Source organism: Candidatus Insignibacter tubulum (assembly GCF_056790205.1).
On sequence record NZ_CP199715.1, the window covers coordinates 711,715 to 733,030 of the forward strand.

Sequence of the window (21,316 nt, forward strand, 5' to 3'; positions counted from 1 at the left end):
CAAAAGTAGCGTATTATGGTTAATAATTACATAATTTGTTTATTAGAATTTATGATATTTTATCCTCTATATTAAGAGAATCTTAATAAGTATTTTTAAAAGTCTAGGACAAGTTGGTATTTAAAATAGGAAATACTTACTGGCTAATTTTCTTTAGCATGAATAGAGGACATAAATAGGTATCCAAACTAATATATCTACTTCATTATAAATCTTAAATGGGTTATAATAACCATATGGTTTATACATAGCTTCTATATTTTAATATATTCTTAAATAATCTATAATTTAACTAAACGAGAGTTTTTAATCAAATTATCTATTACTTTTAAAACGGGTACTCTAAGTAATCATATGCTGATATATATGCTTAAAAAAAAAATAAAAATCAACGCCGAGATAGTATCAATTATAACTCACTTTAAACTAAAAGTAATAACTAACCTGTTATCCTTAGTATAATAGTATAAGTATAATTACTAATTATTATCCTCATGAAATTATATCAATTTTAGCGAATTTTAATAAAAGTTTTTTTTCCCCTATTTGATCAAAATGAACGATTAGTATTTTATCAGAATCATTCCCTCTAATTTCCATCACCTTACCTTCTCCAAAACGATTGTGACTAATACGTGTACCTTCTCTTAAGAGAGATATATGATTTCTAAGGTCTTTGTTATAGGTCTCTTTTAGAGGAAGTTTCTCTTTGTAAATATTCTTTAAAGAATCACTAGAAGAAGATGACTTTTGAAAAAGTTGAGGATTAATAGAAGGAGAAAATTTTTGTTTTTGTATACCTAATTTAGTTAAACGATCCTGAGAAATTTCCTCGATAAAACGACTTGGTATGTTCTCTATAAGTCTTCCCCAACGATAACGCGTGAGAGAATAGCTAAGTATAGCTTGTCTTTGAGTTCGAGTTAAGGCTACATAAAATAATCGTCTTTCCTCCTCAAGATCAATCTGAGTAGTGAGATTAAATATAGAAGGAAAAAGATTTTCTTCTAGACCCACGATAAAAACTACTGGAAATTCAAGACCTTTTGAGAGATGGATAGTCATTAAAGAAACACGATCTCTCTCTTGATCGTTTGTTCTATCGGTATCATCAGCTAAAACTATGTTTTCTAAAAAAGATGCTAAAGATATATCTCCGCCAGCGAGTTGAGTCTGTTCCTCGACATATACATGTAAACTGCTCATAAATTCTTGTATATTTTCACAACGTGAAATACTTTCAGGTGTATCATCCTTATAAACTTTACTAATCAAGCCAAAGTTTTTAATTACCTCTTTAGCTACAGCATAAGCTCCTTGAGGCAACTTCAGAGCACAATATTTGATCATTACAATAAACTCTTCTAGTATTGTAATAATCCTCTTATTAAGAGGAAGAATTTTAGGATTTTGAAGTAATTCATAAATGGATTTGTTTTTTTCAGAGGCTAACATCATAAGTTTGTTAACCGTAGTTTGTCCAATACCACGAACGGGATAGTTGATAATACGTAAAAGAGCTTCCTCATCTCTAGGGTTAATTAATAGACGAAGATAGGCAATTAGATCTTTGATTTCCTTGCGCTGATAAAACGAAAGGCTGCCATAGATATGATAATAAATATTTTTCTTACGAAATACTTCTTCTAATACGCGAGATTGAGCGTTAGTACGGTAAAGAACAGCGAAATCCTGATATTTTAACCGCCAAAACTTTTTAATATCAGAAAGTTTATTAGCGACAAAAGCGGCTTCTTCTCCATCTGAGATGGCTATATAGAGTTCAATTTTTTCTCCATTTTCATTTTGGGTCCAAATCCTTTTTTTTAACTGTTCTTTATTATAAGAAATCACCTCGTTAGCTGCTTGAACGATATGACCGCTAGAACGATAATTTTGCTCCATGCGGAAGATTTTAGCATCAGGATAATCGGATTGAAAATTCAAAATATTACGAATACTTGCCCCACGAAAAGAGTAAATGCTTTGCGCATCATCACCTACTACACATAGATTTCCAAAACGCGCAGCTAAAGCTTTTACAATAAGGTATTGCAGATGATTGGTATCCTGATACTCATCGACCATAATATATTTAAAACAATTTTGGTATTTATATAAAATTTCGGGAAACCGTGTTAAAAGTTCGTTGGTATATAGTAAAAGATCATCGAAATCCATAGCACCTGACTTAAAACAACGATCTACATAAGAGCTATAAATATCTCCCGTACGAGGCCGTAACCGTTTCGAATCATATTCTTGTAGTTCAGAACTATCAAAGTACGATCTTGCGGTAATTAAATTATTTTTTAGTTGAGAAATCCGTGAGAGTAAAACTTTAGGCTTATAAAGATCTTTTTCAAGTTGAAATTCTTCTATAATCTTTTTAATAACATTTTCAGCATCTTGTTGATCGTAAATAGTATAATTCGAAGAATATCCTAAATATGAAGCTTCGATACGAAGTATTCGAGAAAATATAGAATGAAACGTGCCCATCCAAACGTTTTTTACTTGTATAGAATCTACCAAATCTGCAATACGTTGTTTCATCTCTTGAGCAGCTTTATTGGTAAAGGTTAGAGAAAGAATATTATAAGGATCAATACCTTTTTTTAAAAGGTAAGCAATGCGATAAGTAAGCACGCGCGTTTTCCCCGAACCAGCTCCAGAAATAACCATCATCGGACCACTAATTCTAGTGACTATTTGTGATTGAATAGAATTAAGATCAGGCATACTATGGGTTTTTATCACAAATATGTAGTTAAAATGTATACAAAAATGTTCTCTGTCTTATATCTTCTACCTGGATAAAATTAAATCAAATATTAAATATTAATATTTAATATCTTAATTCCTAGGGGAAAATTTGATACTTACCTACAAGTATATACTTTAAAAAAGTATCTTTTTAAGATCTTAAAAAACTATGAAGAAAATATACTGTTTTTTTAAAAAAAAACTCTTCAAGTAACTAATAATATATGATATTACCTTTAATAATTTTTAGTAATTAAATGAAAGACTACGATTACTCTTTTACTTATTAAAATTTTCAGTTCTTCTTAGCTAAGAGCTAAAGAAATAAAACAGAATTAGGTAGCTAATTTTTTAGTTAAAAGCTCCTTACCAAGATTTAGGTGGTGCTCTATTATTTTTATTTATTTTGAGTATAGTATAATAATTTACTATAATACATATATAAGTTCCGATGTTAATCCTATATAGGATTAACATCTAAATATAGTGAGACTTTTAGCCTATCATATTTTAAAAGTATTCTTTTGGTACCCTCATTAAGTTGGACTAAAAGTCCTTTAATTTTAAATGTTATAGAAAATTTTTCATGTAGAAATTAAATATAATTTTTCTCTAAGTTTAGAGAATTTTATTATAACTAACTATAATTATTTAGTTATCTAACATACAATTATATATTTTGATTCTCAAAAAAAAATCATTTTATATCTTTTTTTTTTACGGAAGTATACCGTTTAAAAATTTTGATTAATAATTACTTATTTTTTTTTGTTTATTAGTTGTAGTTATTTTTATAGTAGTCATTTCCCAATACAAAATTTGGAAAAAATATTTCCACGTAATTCCTCATTGCTTATCTCTCCACTTATTTCTCCTAAATAATCAAGTGCGTTTCTAATATCTATTGAGAATAAATCTCCAGATATATTCCCATTAATAGCTTCTTTAATAGCATGTATTGCTTTTAAAGTGCCATGTAATGAGTTATAATGTCTACTATGCGTAATCATAGTACGATTCCCAAGGGGTTTATAATTTACTAAATTGGATAAGGCTTCTAAAAGTTTATCTATTCCTTCTTTTTTCTTTGCTGAGATAGAAAAAATTGTCTCATAAAACCCATTCTGGGAAAAACTCTCCGTGAAGAGATCTGACTTATTAGCTATAAGAAAAAGAGTTTTATCTTTATCAATATAAGATTTAGAGAACCGTTTAAATTCTTTCAAAAATTCTTTTTTATTAAAATTGACTCTGTCAAAGACATAAAGAATTACTTGAGCCTGTTTTACTTTTTCTATAGTTTTTTGGATTCCAAGAGACTCGATTTCATTTTTAGTCTGACGAATTCCTGCCGTATCGATAAATCGGAAACGTATACCATTAATTATTATTTGACCTTCTATAACATCTCTAGTAGTTCCAGGAATATCTGAAATAATAGCTCGATCTTCTTGTAATAAAGTATTAAGCAAAGTGGATTTACCTACATTTGGTGCGCCGATAATAGCGACATAAATACCTTGTTTAATAGCACTCCCAAGAGTGAAAGAATCCAGTAATAATTTAATGTTTTTTTCAATATTTTCAAGTAATTTTAAAAGATCATATTTATCGGCAAAATCAATATCTTCTTCAGAAAAATCTAAATTCAATTCGACAAGAGAAGCAAAGTTAATAAAATCAGACCTAAGAGATTTCACCTTATCTGAAACGCTTCCACGGAGCTGATGCATAGCTAAGGTATGATCAGCTTCTGCCTCAGAGGCTATTAAATCTGCTACGGCCTCAGCTTGAGAAAGATCTATTTTCCCGTTTAAAAAAGCTCGCATTGTAAATTCTCCAGCACTAGCTATACGAGCACCTTTTTGTATAATTAATTGTATAATAACACGTACGATATAAGATGAGCCATGACAAGAAACTTCTATAACATCTTCTCCAGTATAAGAATTTGGTGTTTTAAACAACGCCACTAGCACCTGATCAAGTAGCCTATCCTTATCAAGGATATACCCTATATGTAGGGTATGGGAAGCTTGATCTATCATTTTTTTACTTTTATCCAAAGCTTGGAATATGCTATCGATAATAAAAAAAGCTTGTGGCCCGGAAATACGTATCACAGCTATAGCTCCTCGGCCATCAGGGGTAACTAAAGCTATAATGGTATCTTTATCTAACATCTTGCAAAGAATATACTTATGCTCATTAGGTAATAATCTATCCTGTAAAAAGGCAAATAATCAGGATAGTAAATTCATACTTTTAAAAAACCTTTGACAATTTACTAATTTGCATTAAAATAAGGCTACTTATTTTTTAGAAAAAAAAGATTTCTGATTACAGAAAGAAATTAAATTGGATTTAAAAAAAAAATCCTTATTTTCTAATTATCTTAATTATAGACTCTCTCAACTTTTAAACTTAAAAGTGAATCTTCTCTAAAATAATCCATAATATGATTATTATTTTATAGCTCTCTATCTAAGAAATTTTTAATATGTAAAAGCAAAAAAAACTTTAGTTTTTTCTCCTCAAGGCTCTAAAATAACAACAAAAAGGTGGCTAGCAATATATTGGGAAATATTTGCGTAAATTTTACCCTCACAACATATAAGAAAAGATCCGTCAAAATCTAGGCGATCAATAACTTTTATAGAACTTCCTATACAGATATTGAGTTTTTGAAGATATTTCAAAAAATCAGTAGTATCTTTTTTTACCCCTGTTAAACGTACTAAATTACCCGGTTCCATGCTAGAAAGGGCTTGGTTATTTGAATCAACTATGGATCCATTAGATGATGGGATCGGATCGCCATGTGGATCAAAAGATGGATGATTTAAATAATTCTCTAGTCGTGTAAGTAATTCAGGAGCTCTTATATGCTCTAGTTCTTCAGCAATAGTATGTAACTGATCCCAACTGTAATGCAATTTTTTTGATAAAAAACATTCCCATAAACGATGTGCACGTACTATATCTATAGCTATATCGTGTCCATTTTCACTTAGACGAACTCCTTTTTTCTTTTCATAAAGGACAAAGTTATCTGCGGATAGTTTTTTAATCATATCGGTTACAGATGAAGGGCTAACTCCTAGTTTCTCAGAAATAATAACTGGCGAAACTTTAGTTTCTTCTAAAGTGAGTTGATAAATCACTTTTAAATAATTTTCTTTTGAATGTGCTATCATAAGAAAAAAAATCTTAAATCAGTAAAAATAAACAATTCATCTAAAAAAAATTAGCTATACCTAATTTTTAAAATAAACCATAACGTATATTTTACCTATATTTACACAGTAATATCTAAACACTGAATGTCATCATATAATTCTAAAGAGGGTTGGGAAAGAAAATCTAAAATAGATTCTCTTTCAGAATCTTTTTCATCAATTGATATACCAGAAAAAGCAGGTTTTTTAAAAAAATTGCTCTCTTTTACTGGTCCAGGCCTACTTATCGCCGTAGGGTATATGGACCCAGGGAATTGGGCAACCGATATTGCTGGAGGCGCTCGTTTTGGCTATATGCTATTATCCGTGATTCTAATCTCGAACGTTTTTGCTATTTTATTCCAATATCTTTCTATAAAATTAGGAATAGTAGCAGAAAGAGATTTGGCTCAAGCTTGTAGAGATCACTATAGTCCAGGAGTAAATTTTATTCTTTGGATCCTATGTGAACTATCTATTACTGCCTGTGACTTAGCTGAGATTATCGGTTCTTCTTTAGCTCTTAATATCCTTTTTGGGTTACCAATATCATGGGGAGTGGTTATTACTACAGTTGATGTGTTTATCATCCTACTTTTTCAGTATAAAAGTTTTCGATATATTGAAGGGATAGTAGCTGCTTTAATATTTACGATATTACTGTGCTTTAGCTTTGAAATTATAAGATCAAATCCAGAAATTTTCCCTCTTCTCAAAGGATTAATACCCGAGGTTAAGATTATAATGGATCCAAGTGCTTTATATATTGCTATAGGTATTTTAGGGGCTACATTAATGCCTCATAATCTTTATCTTCATTCAAGTATTGTACAAACGCGAAACTATCCTCGGAATTTTGAGGGGAAAAAAATGGCTATTCAATATGCTACCATAGATAGCGTATTAGCTCTATCACTAGCTTTTTTTATCAATGCAGCTATACTTATATTATCTGCAGCTACTTTTCATACAGCAGGATATACAAATATAGATGATATCAAGGAAGTTCATAGGATGCTCTCTCCTTTGCTAGGATCAGGGCTTTCAGGAGTTCTTTTTGCCTTAGCCCTGCTCGCTTCAGGGCAGAATTCTACTCTTACAAGTACCTTAGCAGGGCAAATCATAATAGAAGGGTTTATAAACATTCGCTTTAAGTCATGGATCAGAAGATTAATCACAAGACTAATTGCTATTATACCGGCTATGATAGTAGCTATTTTTTATGGAGAGGAAAAGATTCGTGACTTATTAATTTTAAGTCAAGTAATTTTATCAATGCAATTGGGGTTTGCTATAGTCCCTTTGGTCACTTTTACAGGATGTTCAAAAAAAATGGGAAAATTTTCCAATGGAATTTCTTTAAAAATAGCAGCATGGACTATTACTGTAGTAATACTTGCTTTAAATTTATTCTTACTTTATGACAATCTTAAAAAAACCACTCTTGTAAGCTTTTTTCGTGAAATATTGCTATAAATCATAACAGAATTTTTTCAGATAGAAGTAAAAAATATACAAGAATAATCTTATTTTATCCATGAAATATCAAAAACTAGAAAAACTTTTTATACAGAATAGTTATAACTTTTATATGTTATAAAGACCTGTTTACTATATAGATTAATTTTTAAATTTCACATCTAGTCTATATCTCTTACATAAGATGTGAGAGAGGGTAGTTTTTTTTACATTTCTGTAAAGAACTTAATATGGAAAAACCTAACATTCCAAAAGGCACTCGCGATTTTTCTCCTAAAGAAACTCGCAGACGTTATTACCTTATAGAGGTTATAAGAAAACATTTCGAATTATTTGGTTTTTCTCCTATAGAAACACCATCGTTAGAAAATATATCTATACTTACAGGGAAGTATGGCGAAGAAGGCGAACGTTTAATGTTTAAAATTTTAAATTCAGGAGATTTTATGAAAAATTCTCTTAGAGATTTTGATAATCAAAAACATTCTGTTTTAGAATATTTTAATACACATACCCTATTACCAAATATAACTAAAAAAGCATTACGATATGACTTAACTATACCATTAGTACGTTATGTAGTTATGCATAGAAATGATATCCATTTCCCATTTAAAAGATATCAAATAGAGCCTGTATGGCGGGCTGATAGACCCCAGAGAGGGCGTTTTAGAGAATTCTATCAATGTGATGCTGATATAATAGGCTTAGGTTCTCTTTGGCAGGAAGTGGAATTTTTACAGCTATATGACGCAGTTTTTACAGAACTTAAGTTAGCAGTTATTATTCAACTCAATCATAGAGAACTCCTTGCTGCCTTAGCTCAGAGCGCTAATCTTGAGCAAAAGCATTGGATAAGCTTCACAAGAGCTTTGGATAAATGGGATAAAATCGGAGCAGAAAATGTATATCAAGAGATGTTAGAAAAAGGAATTTGCAAAAAAACACTAGAGAAACTAATGCTAATCTTTAGAGGAAACACAGATTTTGAAGACCAATACCAAAGGTTATCTAAAATTCTTATCCACTCTAAAATAGGGAATAAGGCTTTAAAGGAGCTAGATTTTATTTGGAAAAAAACAAAAGAGATCGGAATGAAAAGTGCAAAATTATGCTTTAACATAAAGCTCGCTAGAGGGTTAGATTATTATACTGGGACTGTGTACGAAATTTTACCTGAGAATATAACCTTTAATTCTATAGGTGGTGGTGGTCGTTATAATAAACTTACCGAAATTTTTGGAATGAAAAATCTTTCAGCAGTAGGTATGTCGTTTGGTCTTGATAGGATATATCTTGCAATGGAAATTCTTGATCTTTTTAACAAAAAAAAAATAGAGATACCGCCTATTTTATTTGCAAATTTTGGAGAGTTAGAAGCTCTTGAATCTATACGTAAGATCCAGATCCTTAGAAAAAAAAATATTCCCTCAGAATTATATCCTAAGGCAATCTCATTAAGCAAACAATTTAAGTATGCTGAAAAAAGAGGAATACGTTGGATAGCACTCCTCAACGATAATGAAATTAATGATAGAGCTATTTTAATTAAGGACCTTATAAACGGTAGTCGAACACTCTATAAGACTCTTGATCAAGTAGCAAGGGATTATTTTGAGATTATGAAATAAAGGTTTTATAAAATTTGAAGTAGTTCCTTTATAGGGGTAGATAATAGTCTCTATAAAATCAAGAACTTTAAAAGTTATAGAACCGATGATAGTAAAATATTCATTCTTGCCTTAAAAAATTATATTTACCGTTGTTATCTTAATACAGACTCTTCTTCTCTAAATAGTATAATATTAACATTTTTTTTTAAAAAAAAACTCTTAAAGATATCTTTAAAAAGACCTTGTAAGACAAGATACTTTAAATACCTCCTGAAAAATAGTTTTAAACTTCTGAACTATTTCATGCATAGAAATGGAATAACCTAGTTCTAAGTGCATTGAGCTCACGCCTTTCCCTTTAATCCCACAAGGGATAATATATCTAAAATAACTCATATCAGTATTTACATTAAGTGCTAGTCCGTGCATACTCACCCAGCGGCTCATACGAATGCCTATAGCGCATAGTTTGCGCATAGAAGGTTTACCTACATTTAGCCATACACCTGTTTCTTTATGTGATCTTTCTGCGTGAAGTCCATAGTTGTTCAAAAGGCGAATGATAACTTCTTCTAAAAAACGCAAATATTTATGAATATCTCTAAAAAAATATTCTAGATCAAGTATCGGATAAACCACCATCTGCCCCAACCCGTGATACGTAATATCTCCTCCTCTATCAATTCTATAAAAGCTAGCTCCTAGTTTTTTTAAAACATCAGAAGATAGTAAAAGATGATCCTCTTTTCCTCCTCTTCCTAAAGTATAAACGTTAAAATGCTCAGTAAAGAGAAGATGACCAACAGTTGTTTGTAAAGAAGAAAAATTTATTGGGTAAATACGGAGCTTTTTATCAATCATCTCTTGAAACAATCGTTTTTGATATTCCCAAACCTCTAGATAATCTGAGATTCCTAAATCTTCTGTCCAAATAATTTTACCCATTTTACCCATAGTATTTTTATTAATAATAACTTTCTTCTAAAAGAAGAAATCTTTTTATTAACTATATACTTCTAAATTAGAAAATAAAATACTTACTAAGTATAGTATAGTAATGAAATATCACTCTGCTAAGTGCAGATTACTATGTATTTATATCATATAAATATATTACACATTAATTATATTTTTTTATTTGAATTTAACTATATAAATACTTTATAATAATATAGTTTTTAATTCTTTGCTAATAGAAACAAGTTTTTATAAAAAAAGGTGTTATTTTAAGCAAATAACACTAAAATTCCTATTAGACTTCTATTAGATAGAAAAAGCAAGCATATAAATTATAAAAAAAGTATATTATTTTTTTTTTCTAAACTATATTTTAATGTATTTTACATTACACTATTAAAACAATAATATGGCACGTACGATTTCTACTATGCTCCCTTTAGAAACTAAAATTATAGATTTTGAGCTTTATGATCCTATATCGGGAGGTAAAAGATCATTACAAGACTTTCCCTCTGATAAGGGCACTCTTATTCTATTTATATGTAACCATTGTCCTTTTGTAAAACACATTAATAAAGAACTCGTATGTTTAGGTAAATATTATCAAGATAAAGGGTTATCAATAATAGCAATCAATTCAAATGATATAGAAAACTTTCCAGAGGATTCTCCTAGAGAGATGAAAAAAATTTCTCAGAGCTTAGGATATACATTCCCTTATTTATTTGATCAAACTCAAAAAATAGCTAAAGCTTATAAAGCAGCTTGTACTCCGGATTTTTTTCTCTTTAACGTTACTGGTAACCTGGTTTACAGGGGACAACTAGATGACTCACGACCAGGCAATCAAATTGAAGTTACAGGAAAAGATCTTCGTAAAGCGATAGATGCACTATTAAACGGTAAAAAAATTTCGGTTAAGCAAAAACCAAGCATGGGATGTAATATAAAATGGAAATATTGATAGTATAGTTAATTATTAATAAAACTGAAAAATTCAAAGATTCAGAGATTATTTATTTGTAATAAACCAGTTAATTAAAGCCCTTTCTAAGGTTATTAGAAAAGCATGATAGGGAGGAGATGGCAGAAATTAACTCTAGAAGAAACTAAATTATACTTTATAATATTAAATTTTAATATAAATGCAATACAAGTATATTTATTTCAAATGTATTTAATTAATATCTATGCTATAGATAAATATAGCAAGTAAAAACCTAATTGCTAATTTTTAAGTATTAATTTATGATAAGAACAATTATTCTAGTCTTTTTTTTCAGGCCTCATCTGTGGGAAAAGTAATACCTCTTGAATCGAAGTTTGTTCTGTAAATAACATAACTAATCGATCTATACCAATTCCTATACCTGCAGTAGGAGGCATACCGAATTCTAAAGCACGTAAAAAATCATAGTCAATAAACATAGCTTCGGCATCTCCTTTTTCAGCTAACTTTAACTGTTGTTTAAAGCGTTCTAACTGATCAATTGGATTGTTAAGTTCAGAATAAGCATTAGCGATTTCTTTCCCATTAATAAAAAGTTCAAAACGTTCAGTTAATCCTTTTTTTTTACGATGTCTTTTAGCTAGCGGGCTCATTTCCATAGGATGATCGATGATAAATGTAGGTTGGATATAATGTTTTTCACATTTTTCTCCAAAAATTTCATCTATGAGTTTACCTTTACTCATAGTTTTATCTGTTTCTATATCTAATTTTTTACATACTTCTTTAAGTGATTCCTCATCCATATAGCTTATATCAAAGCCTGTATAATTTTTGATAGCCTCATAAATAGGTATACGAGGGAAAGGTCTTTTAAAGCAAATAATTTGACCATTTATATTCATATCTGTATTTCTATAGAAAGAAATATATAATTCCTCAAGTAATCTTTCTATAAAATCCATCATCCAATAATAATCTTTATAAGCAACGTATAATTCAAGTATCGTGAATTCTGGATTATGCATCCGATCCATGCCTTCATTACGGAAGTTCTTAGCGAATTCATACACCCCGTTAAATCCCCCTACAATCAATCGCTTAAGATATAACTCATTAGCGATGCGAAGATATAATGGAGTATCTAAAGCGTTATGATGAGTCATAAAAGGCCTCGCATTTGCTCCTCCTGCAATAGGCTGAAGTATAGGAGTTTCTACTTCAATATAAGCATGTCTATTTAAAAAGCATCTAATTGATTGTATAATAGAGCTTCGTTTAATAAATATTTCTTTTATCGATTTATTGACAATAAGATCTACATAGCGCATGCGATAACGTTGCTCGGTATCAGAAAAAGAATCATGTATTTTATTATTCCCATCAGTTTTTACTTGTGGTAAAGGCCTTAAAGATTTACTAAGAAGTTTAAGATTTTGAACATGCAAGGTAATTTCACCCATTCGGGTTTTAAATAAAAAGCCCTCCACTGCGATGATATCACCTATATCTAGTAATTTTTTAAACAAGACGTTATAGGCTATTTTTTCAGAATTCTCTGAGATATTATTACGGGTGATATAAAGTTGTATTGATCCACTATAATCTTCAAGTTCAGCAAAAGAAGCTTTACCCATAACTCTTATTCGCATAAGACGACCTGCGATACGCGCATTTTGATTTTCTTTATAATCTTTAACAAGAAATTTGATACATGAACTTACATTATAAGTCGATGATGGGTAAGTTTCTATGCCTAGCGCATGAATTTGTTCAAGTTTATTTCTACGCACGATCTCCTGTTCAGATAAAGACATAGGATGAATATATTTTATAGCTCAAAAATAACGGAAGTTTTTCAAAAAAAAACAAGAAATTTGATACATGAACTTACATTATAAGTCGATGATGGGTAAGTTTCTATGCCTAGCGCATGAATTTGTTCAAGTTTATTTCTACGCACGATCTCCTGTTCAGATAAAGACATAGGATGAATATATTTTATAGCTCAAAAATAACGGAAGTTTTTCAAAAAAAAAATTAAATAATCCGGTTTTTTTATAAAAAAAAAGTCTATCTATTTGTAATAGATAATTTTATATAAACTAGATTTATCTTTTAATTCGATTTAATTCAAAAATAATTGAAGGGATCTAGTTATAGATAGATATAAGTAACTGACAAAAGATACAATGTGTATCTCTATTTTTTAGCAGTTTTATCATTTCTATTAATAATAGAATATGTTTTTCCTCTAAATTAAAGAATAAGTATTTAAAGAAGTAATTGAGACTATTACTGATATTTATATTAGTTATAAAAAGGCCTAAAGTACTTCACTTAAATATTTTAATTTATATAATTGCTAATTATAGCATGTATTAATATATATTTTTATATAAAAAAACAACCGTGTCTAAAGCTATAAATAATGCTGAGAGTTTTTATTATAAATATTAACTTAAAAGCATTATAATATTTCATAGTTTTTTTTTGATATTAATTAACTGTATTATTTGATAAGCAATATACTGATATTATATTATAATTTTTATTACTGTTTTTTAATAATCTTTTATCATAAGATAGTTTTAAAAATTCTTAATTATGTTTTTATTATTTTTTTTTGATTGAATATGATTTATATAAGTTTAGTCAAAAGCGATATTATTTTAAAAATAACCATACCGTAAAACCTATATACTAATATTTAAGTATGTAATATGTCCTATTAATATGTATATTAAAGAGAAGAAAATAAACTGTAGTGCAGAGTTTTATTTTTATATATACTAGCAAATAGATATAAAAATGATATAAAAAACATTCCACCAATTTTTATCACTCTATAAGCCTTCGATAAAATACTACTATGAAAGACTTTTTTATATTGTTTATTTTTTTTATGTTAAAAGAAAATAAAGCTGAAATATAATGAAAAAACTTATTTTCTTATTTGCGCTCTTTTTCTCTCTTATCGTTCTAGCTCAAATTAGAGGAAAAGTAGTTAGAGTTCTCGATGGAGACACCTTTTATCTTTTAACACAAGATAAGCATCTTTACAAGATTAGAATAGCTGATATTGATGCCCCAGAAAAGGGACAGGCATTTGGCATAAAATCTAAGCAATTCGTTTCTTATCAAATATTTGGAAAGATAGTTGAAGTTAAAAAAACAAAAAACGATATATATGGCCGTATCGTTGGTTATGTCTTTTACGATCAAAATAAAGATCTCGCACAAGAACTTCTAAAGGCAGGACTTGCATGGACATGGCATTTCTCGAAAAATGAGAATTATAAATATCTTCAAGATCGAGCTAAAGAAATAGGTAAAGGTCTATGGAGTGATTATAACCCTATTGATCCTTATTTATGGAGGGGAAGAAATAAAAAAAGAGAGAGGGATTAATAGTTAAGATTTCATAAACCGAGTAAAAAAGTGTAGACCCGGAGGGATTCGAACCCTAACTAACAGAACCAAAATCTGCTGTGCTACCGTTACACTACAGGTCCTTAAATAAGGGCATAGAATAACAAAGTTATTACTATTTTTACTTTATTACAAATAAAAAATTACTTAATATTTAGTTTAAAAATATATGGAATCTTTTATTTTATTTTTATTTCTATGAATTGCTAGAAATGGAAACTTTTAGAAAAATCAATAACCTTTTAGGTTGGGTTTTATTTTTTATATCCTCTTATATTTTTATTTCTACAGTTGAACCTGTATTAAGTTTTTGGGACTGTGGAGAATATATTGCCTCTTCAACAAAACTAGAAGTAGGACATGCTCCAGGCGCAGCTACTTTTCAGCTAATAGGCGCTCTAGTTTCACTCCTTGCTTTTGGTAATTCTACTAAATATGCTCTTATTCTCAATATAGAATCAGCACTTTTCAGTTCTTTTACTATTCTTTTTATGTTTTGGACTATTACGCATTTTGCTCGTAAACTCATAATCAAAAGCTTATCTATTAATGGTAAATATCATATGGGACTTGCTGAACAAATTGTTGTTTTTAGCGCTGGTGTGATAGGTTCTTTAAGTTTTATGTTTGGCGATACTTTTTAGTTTTTAGCGGTAGAAGCAGAAGTGTATGCTATGGCATCGTTTTTTACAGCACTTCTTTTATGGATAATGTGTCGTTGGGAAAATGATAAAGATCCTTATAGTTCGCGTAAATGGCTTTTACTGATCTGTTTCCTCATTGGCCTTTCAGTAGGTGTACATTTTATGGTATTATTGGTAATACCAGCACTTGGTTTAATCTATTATTATAAAATTTATATCCCTACAAAGAAGAATTTTATTATAGTTAATCTTATATTATTAGTTATTTTATACCTTTATTTTAAAGGAATATTCCTATTTATCATAAAGTTATTTGGATACGTCGAAATTTTTTTTTTTGTTAATACTATAGGATTACCATTTAATTCGGGAATTATAGCTGTTTCTATTTTTATTATATTATTTTTTTCCTTCCTTATTCAATACACTCATAAAAAAGGACTTGTTTTTTTAAATATACTAGTTCTTTGCATTATTTATAGTTTCATTGGTTTTTCATCATGGATTTTATTTCCCATACGTGCCGCTGCTAATACTCCTATTAATTTAAATAATCCAGATAACTTCTATTGCCATACGAAATTATTATACACGTGAAGGACAATATAGCAACTGGCCTATATTATACGGGGAAATGTATACGGCTTATTTAGATAAAGAGGGTATTATCGGATATCAAGAAAAAGGACCTATTTATGAAATAAATATAAAATCAGGAAAATATATAATTATCGATCAACAGGTTTCTTATAAATTTAATCCTAGACATCTCGGTATTTTCCCGAGAATGTATAGCAGCTTACCAGAAGTCATAGAAAATTATCAGGCTATGACTGGGAAGGCTAAAACGTATATCCGAACAGATATATATACAAATCAAAAGATACAGCTTTACCGAAAGCCTACTTTAGGGCAAAATATATTATTTTTTCTTGATTATCAGATAGGTTATATGTTTTTGCGTTATCTTTTTTGGAATTATGTTGGACGTCAAAATGATTTACAAGGAAATTATGAAGTGACTAAGGGTAATTGGAAAAGTGGTATTTCTTTTATAGATGAGATACATTTAGGTGTACAGAAAAATTTTCCAAAACATTTTCAGGATAATAAAGCAAATAATACTTACTATGGACTACCCCTAATTTTAGGATTTGCAGGGATGTTCTTTCAGTTACGGAAAAAATTTGGAGATTTTTATGTACTAATGTCTATTTTTTTGCTTACTAGCGTGGGAGTTATCATTTATACTAACGTAAAACCTTTTGAAATTAGGGAACGCGATTATGCTCTAGTAAGTGCTTTTTATGCCTTTGCTATTTGGATAGGATTAGGGGTAGTATCTATTTTTTATTGCTTTAAAGAAAAAAATCATTCTTTGAGCTTAGCTTTAACAATTTTTGGAATTTTGATTTTTGTTCCTATACGTATAGCAGAACAAAATTGGGATGATCATGATCGTTCTTACCAAACTTTACCAAGGGATATTGCAAGAAATTATTTGGATACTATGGGCAATCAGTCTATTTTATTCGTATATGGAGATATACGATACATATCCACTATGGTCTTTACAAGAGAGTGAAAATTATCGCAATGATGTACGCATTCTTAATTATACTTTATTAGGTGCTTCATGGAATATTGATCAGGTACAACGGAAATTTAATCGCTCGCTCCCTATAACTATGACCCTTAAATACAAGCACTACCGTCAAGGCACACGATATGCCATAGCAATTTTTCCTTCAGATCAAACTATTACAGCTCAAGAAGCCATAGAATGGCTGGTTAGAGATGATGAAAAAAAACATATGCTTAAAAAGAAGTTTCTAATAGATAACGAATCAAAAATAGATTTTTTGCCTACCAATAAAATCATCATTCCAGTAAATAAAGATTCAGTACTTAAAAATGGAATCGTAGCACCTGAGGATGCTCATAGGATGGTTTCGGAACTTATTTTAGAATTTCCCGTAAAAGAAAATCAACCTTTTTTTTTTAAATAAAAATGATTTAATCCTACTGGATATATTGGCTAATTATCAGTGGGATCGTCCTATATATTTTAGTGCAGGGGGGAATTTATAATCAAGCTAATACACTTTATTTAAATAATTATCTTCAATATATGGGGTTTCATTACAAATTAGCACCTATACTAACGCCTCAAAATGCTAAAGAAGAATGGGGATACGTAAATTCAGAGGCTATGTATAAAATCATTAAAAAATTTCACTGGGGCCATCTTAAAGATCCTCGAGCTTATACGGATTATAATGGTCGTCGTAATATCTTAACATATCTAAATGCTGTAAATAGGACCTCTAGAGCTCTTATTGCTGAAGATAAAAAACAAAAAGCTCAGGAAATTATGAATCTTCTCGAGAGAGAGAGCCCACAAAAACTCTACGAAGAGCATTCTTCTCTAATAGAAATTGCCGCTTCCTATATAAGAATTAAAAATATAGGTAAAGCAAAAACAATTATAGAATCATTTGAAAAAAAATCTTCTTGAAGAAATAGATTATTATTTAGAATTGCCTATTAATCATAAATATTGTATACATAATGATATGTTACACACTATGTATAAATATGCTTTTTTATCCGATGAAATCTCGCAAGCTTATTTTGAAATAAACTATCCTAAAATAGCTATCTCTTATCTCAAGAAATCATGTAGGCAAATAGATTTGCGTATAAAGCAACTCATAAAAAAGTTTAGAAAAATCTCAGGTTATTTTTTATATGATCAAGATTTAAAAAATTTAATCATTATTTATAATAGTATAATTTCAAAACTTGAAAGATACGATGTAGTTTTAGAGGAAAATAATAAATAAAATAATAGGCAAATATCAGAAATAAAAATTCTAGTTTTCTTCTTTTCTTCGAGAAGAAAGTTTTAAAACTAAAAACATTTCTGTATGGAATCAACCTTAAATGTAAAGAGACTAGGGATACATATAAGCTCATAACAAAAAAACCTCGTTATCTTAGTATTATGGACTACATCTAAAAAACAGAAATATAAAGAATGGGAGCTTTAGATAGCACAATCTCTTTTCATAATATGACTAAATTAATAAATATAGAAAACAACATAATTTAATATAATTCTTATAAATTATATAAATTTGCTATCTCTTAACTTAAGATATGTTCCTTAAAACAAAATATTTATATGCCTACAAGGATTCGTCTTCAAAGACATGGAAGAAAGTCTAAGCCTTTTTATCATATCGTAGTAGCTGATGCGCGTGCACCACGAGATGGGAAATTCATTGAAAAACTAGGCACTTATAATCCATTAGTTTGTCCTGCTTCAGTTAAGTTAAAACTCGAAAAAGCTATCTATTGGTTACAAAAAGGAGCTCAGCCTACCCATACAGCTAGATCTATACTCTCCCGTATGGGAGTCCTCTATAAGAGGCATCTTCTTGAGGGCGCAAGAAAAGGTGCTTTTAATAATGATGAAGTTGAAAGACGTTTTCAGAAATGGATTAAGGATAAGAATTTAGAAGGGTTAAAATAAAAAAAATAATTTAGGTGAAAAACTTATGCAGATGATGCTGAAAAATTTAATCTTAATTTATTAAAAACATAATATTAAGAAAAGTATATTTAATGATTGAGCAAATTCCTGATAAAAACGTATAAAGTGTTTTTTTTTGGAAAAATTCTTCGTAGGCATGGTTTAAAAGGATACTGGATAGTTCATACAAAATGTATTAAAATAACTGAATCTTTTAATAAACCTTTTTTATTTATAGATATCGATGCACTTAAAGTGCCTTTTTTTGTTCAAGATTATAAGATATTTTCTAATGATCATTTACTCATCCAATTTTTTGGAGATAATATTCAGAAAGAAGATTTAGCTCATCATTATCTTTACCTCTCTCTAGAGAGAGAAAGCTCTTTTGTAATTGAAAAGAGTTCTGATGATCTAACCCTCATAGGGTTTAACGTCCAAGATATTCATAAAGGCCATGTAGGGATTCTTATTGGAATTAATGAACAATCTTCTCAGAAACTTTTAGAACTAAGGTTTCAAGATGTCCAAATATGGGTTCCTATGGTAAAAGAGTTTATTGTAGAGATAAATTATAAGAAACGTTTTATATTATTAAATTGTCCGAAAGGGTTATTAGATCTTTATATTTGAAGGCCATGAGTTTGTTAAAATCTCACTATTGGCATCTTTTATTGAGTATCCATTGATTTGCTCACGTCTTAGCATAATTAAATAAGCTCCACTTTGAAGTTTTTTGCCAAAATCGTGAGCTAGAGATCTTATATAAGTGCCTTTTGCGCAATGTACGATAAAGTCGATATAGGGTATATTTATAGAGGATATATTTAGTTGAAAAATCTCTATCTCTCTAGGTTTTACTTGTATTTCAAGTCCTTTGCGTGCTAATTGGTAAAGTCTCTTACCTCCTTGTTGGATCGCTGAAAAAATAGGTGGATATTGTTGTGTTTTACCTACAAATTTTTTCGCAGCTTCATAAATATCTTTATTTGTAATATGATCAATGGGAAATTTATGATTTTCCTCCATTTCAGTATCATAAGATAGAGTAGTAGCCCCTAATTTTAACCTTCCAGTATAAATTTTGGAGTAGTTTTGCAAACTAGAGATTTTTTTTGTTGCATTACCTATACATATAATTAAAAGTCCAGTAGCTCTCGGGTCGAGAGTTCCTGAATGTCCAATTTTAATTTTCTTTAAATCACAAAATTTACAAATCTTAAAGTGAATTTTTTTTACTACTTTAAATGATGTCCATCCTAAAGGTTTATCTATAAGTAAAACTTGACCTTTTTGAAAAAATTCAGCTCTATAATAGGACATTTAAAAATAGTATTAAATAATAAGTAAAAAATATAATATTTCTTAAATACAATATAATAATAGTAAAAAGATTTAACAACATTTTTTTTAGCAAAATTCTAATTACTTAATTATAAGTTTTATAGTCGAATATTTAATATATAATCCTTTAAAGATAAGTCTATAAGTTTTTTTTGAGATATCTATTAAATATAGTAGTATATATACAAAAAATAAAAATATAGCCTAATTATTCTCAAGTTTATATATATAATACTTCTCTCAGTTTTAAATAGGCTTTTACAATATATAAGTATATAATAAATCACTATAAATTATCATAACTATGACAATAAATAATTAGTAAAAATTCTTTTAAAGAAAGTGATAGTACCATTATTACTAACATGTAAAAGAGACAAACTATCTAAAGGCTTTTTAGAAAAAAATACTATATAATTTTATATTTTTTTACTATCTGTAGGGTTATTAGGCAATAAAATAGATATAATTTGAACTATAAATCCTATAATGATAAAAAAGGGAGCTAATCTTATGCGACGAAAGCTAAAAATAGTTTCATTAAAATAATTTTTATCATAAATATTTTCTGGATTTGTATTAGCATTAGCTCCGCTCATAAGTGTAAATCCTAAAATTATTAGCAATAACCCTACTAACATAAGGTAATAGTTTTTTTTTCTGAAAATAAAATTATTTTTAGTATTCCCCTAACATTTTTTTTTTATGAATGGTAAAATTAGTATTTTTAAGTTTAAAATTCCCAAACATGGGAAATAAGGACTCAATAAGAAAATAAATATATTTATACTTACTAAAAAAAAACTTGTAACGAATTTATAATAAGTAAACTACCCTTTTTTAAGAAAAAAAGTTTTAAATAACTAATCTATAAATATATAAACTACGAGAGCTAAAAAATCATGGCATAATAATAACATGCCCCTAAAAAACTTTAATTAGAAAAAGTTTATAAACTAACCTTTTTTTTTAATACTTATTAAGTATATTTTATCTATCGGATCTTTTTAGATATACTATTTTTTACCTATGATAGTATTACTTACTAAGTACTTCAATAATATCAGGCAATATTTTAGGTCGAACATAATCTTAAAATTAATAGTTAGCCCCATTGATAAGGGAATGTATTTTAGCTCAAATGGATCTTTACAGAAAAATATAATTCTTTCTAGCAAATATTTATATACTTCCCTAATATTTATGATAATATATTATTTTTAATATAGATTAAAAAATTTAATTAACCTAGCTAATGGATTTAGCTAAGTTTATCTAAGCTCATTTTTTAATGGAAAAGTTTAATAAAAATTGTTTGTAATAACAATAAACTTAACAACCCTAATAATTTGTTATAAATAGCTATCTATATA

Annotated in this window: 17 protein-coding genes, 1 tRNA gene and 2 pseudogenes; 11 read left to right on the forward strand and 9 right to left on the reverse strand. The window is 28.8% G+C overall.

Translation table 11 applies throughout. The features are described from left to right. Positions 1–492: 492 nt before the first annotated feature. The 3 genes from ACUBP5_RS03005 to ACUBP5_RS03015 form a co-directional block, all read right to left on the reverse strand. A complete protein-coding gene (locus ACUBP5_RS03005) occupies positions 493–2,742 on the reverse strand; it encodes an ATP-dependent helicase (protein ID WP_482168170.1) in 2,250 nt (749 codons plus the stop codon). 824 nt (positions 2,743–3,566) lie between these two features. Further along, positions 3,567–4,949 (reverse strand): tRNA uridine-5-carboxymethylaminomethyl(34) synthesis GTPase MnmE, encoded by a 1,383-nt coding sequence (gene mnmE / locus ACUBP5_RS03010; RefSeq protein WP_482168171.1) that lies wholly within the window; start codon positions 4,947–4,949, stop codon positions 3,567–3,569. A 351-nt stretch (positions 4,950–5,300) separates the two neighbouring features. Next, on the reverse strand, positions 5,301–5,963 hold the full coding sequence (locus ACUBP5_RS03015; protein WP_482168172.1) for a metal-dependent transcriptional regulator: 663 nt from the start codon (positions 5,961–5,963) through the stop codon (positions 5,301–5,303). A gap of 126 nt (positions 5,964–6,089) precedes the next feature. On the opposite strand from ACUBP5_RS03015, the gene ACUBP5_RS03020 reads away from it, so the two are divergent. Continuing rightward, positions 6,090–7,460, forward strand: a complete 1,371-nt coding sequence (locus tag ACUBP5_RS03020; protein WP_482168173.1) for an Nramp family divalent metal transporter — start codon at positions 6,090–6,092, stop codon at positions 7,458–7,460. A gap of 233 nt (positions 7,461–7,693) precedes the next feature. Further along, positions 7,694–9,094 carry a histidine--tRNA ligase gene (gene hisS / locus ACUBP5_RS03025; RefSeq protein WP_482168174.1) on the forward strand — a complete coding sequence of 467 codons (1,401 nt, stop codon included), beginning with the start codon at positions 7,694–7,696 and terminating at the stop codon, positions 9,092–9,094. 213 nt (positions 9,095–9,307) lie between these two features. Here the strand turns inward: hisS and lipB are convergent, their stop codons facing one another. Beyond that, the gene (gene lipB / locus ACUBP5_RS03030) at positions 9,308–10,021 is read right to left on the reverse strand and encodes a lipoyl(octanoyl) transferase LipB (RefSeq protein WP_482168175.1); all 714 of its coding nucleotides are present in this window, start codon (positions 10,019–10,021) and stop codon (positions 9,308–9,310) included. Positions 10,022–10,442: 421 nt separating this feature from the next. On the opposite strand from lipB, the gene ACUBP5_RS03035 reads away from it, so the two are divergent. Continuing rightward, positions 10,443–11,000 (forward strand): thioredoxin family protein, encoded by a 558-nt coding sequence (locus ACUBP5_RS03035; protein WP_482168176.1) that lies wholly within the window; start codon positions 10,443–10,445, stop codon positions 10,998–11,000. 302 nt (positions 11,001–11,302) lie between these two features. Here ACUBP5_RS03035 and lysS read toward each other — a convergent pair whose 3' ends face one another. Together lysS and ACUBP5_RS03045 are read right to left on the reverse strand one after the other, a co-directional pair. Then, the gene (gene lysS, locus ACUBP5_RS03040; RefSeq protein ID WP_482168177.1) at positions 11,303–12,802 is read right to left on the reverse strand and encodes a lysine--tRNA ligase; all 1,500 of its coding nucleotides are present in this window, start codon (positions 12,800–12,802) and stop codon (positions 11,303–11,305) included. Between the two features lie 41 nt (positions 12,803–12,843). Then, on the reverse strand, positions 12,844–12,972 hold the full coding sequence (locus tag ACUBP5_RS03045) for a hypothetical protein (RefSeq protein WP_482168178.1): 129 nt from the start codon (positions 12,970–12,972) through the stop codon (positions 12,844–12,846). A 947-nt stretch (positions 12,973–13,919) separates the two neighbouring features. On the opposite strand from ACUBP5_RS03045, the gene ACUBP5_RS03050 reads away from it, so the two are divergent. Next, entirely contained in the window at positions 13,920–14,396 is a 477-nt protein-coding gene (locus ACUBP5_RS03050) for a thermonuclease family protein (protein ID WP_482168179.1), read from the forward strand. 33 nt (positions 14,397–14,429) lie between these two features. On the opposite strand, the gene ACUBP5_RS03055 is transcribed toward ACUBP5_RS03050, so the two are convergent. Beyond that, positions 14,430–14,500 (reverse strand) — tRNA-Gln (locus ACUBP5_RS03055). Positions 14,501–14,629: 129 nt separating this feature from the next. On the opposite strand from ACUBP5_RS03055, the pseudogene ACUBP5_RS03060 reads away from it, so the two are divergent. The 7 genes and pseudogenes from ACUBP5_RS03060 (at position 14,630) to ACUBP5_RS03090 (ending at position 19,232) form a co-directional block, all read left to right on the forward strand. After that, positions 14,630–15,658 (forward strand): annotated as a pseudogene (locus ACUBP5_RS03060) (glycosyltransferase family 117 protein). A gap of 37 nt (positions 15,659–15,695) precedes the next feature. Then, positions 15,696–16,646, forward strand: a complete 951-nt coding sequence (locus ACUBP5_RS03065; protein ID WP_482168180.1) for a hypothetical protein — start codon at positions 15,696–15,698, stop codon at positions 16,644–16,646. Then, complete coding sequence (locus ACUBP5_RS03070; RefSeq protein WP_482168181.1) at positions 16,600–17,070, forward strand: hypothetical protein; 471 nt, start codon at positions 16,600–16,602, stop codon at positions 17,068–17,070. Before ACUBP5_RS03065 ends, ACUBP5_RS03070 begins: the two co-directional genes overlap by 47 nt. Positions 17,071–17,132: 62 nt before the next feature. Next, complete coding sequence (locus ACUBP5_RS03075; protein ID WP_482168182.1) at positions 17,133–17,579, forward strand: hypothetical protein; 447 nt, start codon at positions 17,133–17,135, stop codon at positions 17,577–17,579. Further along, entirely contained in the window at positions 17,560–17,907 is a 348-nt protein-coding gene (locus tag ACUBP5_RS03080; protein ID WP_482168183.1) for a hypothetical protein, read from the forward strand. Before ACUBP5_RS03075 ends, ACUBP5_RS03080 begins: the two co-directional genes overlap by 20 nt. Before the next feature lie 341 nt (positions 17,908–18,248). Further along, positions 18,249–18,578, forward strand: a pseudogene (gene rpsP, locus ACUBP5_RS03085) (30S ribosomal protein S16); the annotation flags it as partial. A 147-nt stretch (positions 18,579–18,725) separates the two neighbouring features. Continuing rightward, positions 18,726–19,232: a ribosome maturation factor RimM gene (locus ACUBP5_RS03090; protein ID WP_482168184.1), complete on the forward strand. Its 507-nt coding sequence runs from the start codon at positions 18,726–18,728 to the stop codon at positions 19,230–19,232. Here ACUBP5_RS03090 and truB read toward each other — a convergent pair. Both truB and ACUBP5_RS03100 read right to left on the reverse strand, forming a co-directional pair. Beyond that, on the reverse strand, positions 19,215–19,922 hold the full coding sequence (truB, locus tag ACUBP5_RS03095; protein WP_482168185.1) for a tRNA pseudouridine(55) synthase TruB: 708 nt from the start codon (positions 19,920–19,922) through the stop codon (positions 19,215–19,217). The two genes, ACUBP5_RS03090 and truB, sit on opposite strands and share 18 nt — an antisense overlap. A 440-nt stretch (positions 19,923–20,362) precedes the next feature. After that, positions 20,363–20,584 carry a DUF3098 domain-containing protein gene (locus tag ACUBP5_RS03100; RefSeq protein ID WP_482168186.1) on the reverse strand — a complete coding sequence of 74 codons (222 nt, stop codon included), beginning with the start codon at positions 20,582–20,584 and terminating at the stop codon, positions 20,363–20,365. Between the last annotated feature and the right edge of the window lie 732 nt (positions 20,585–21,316).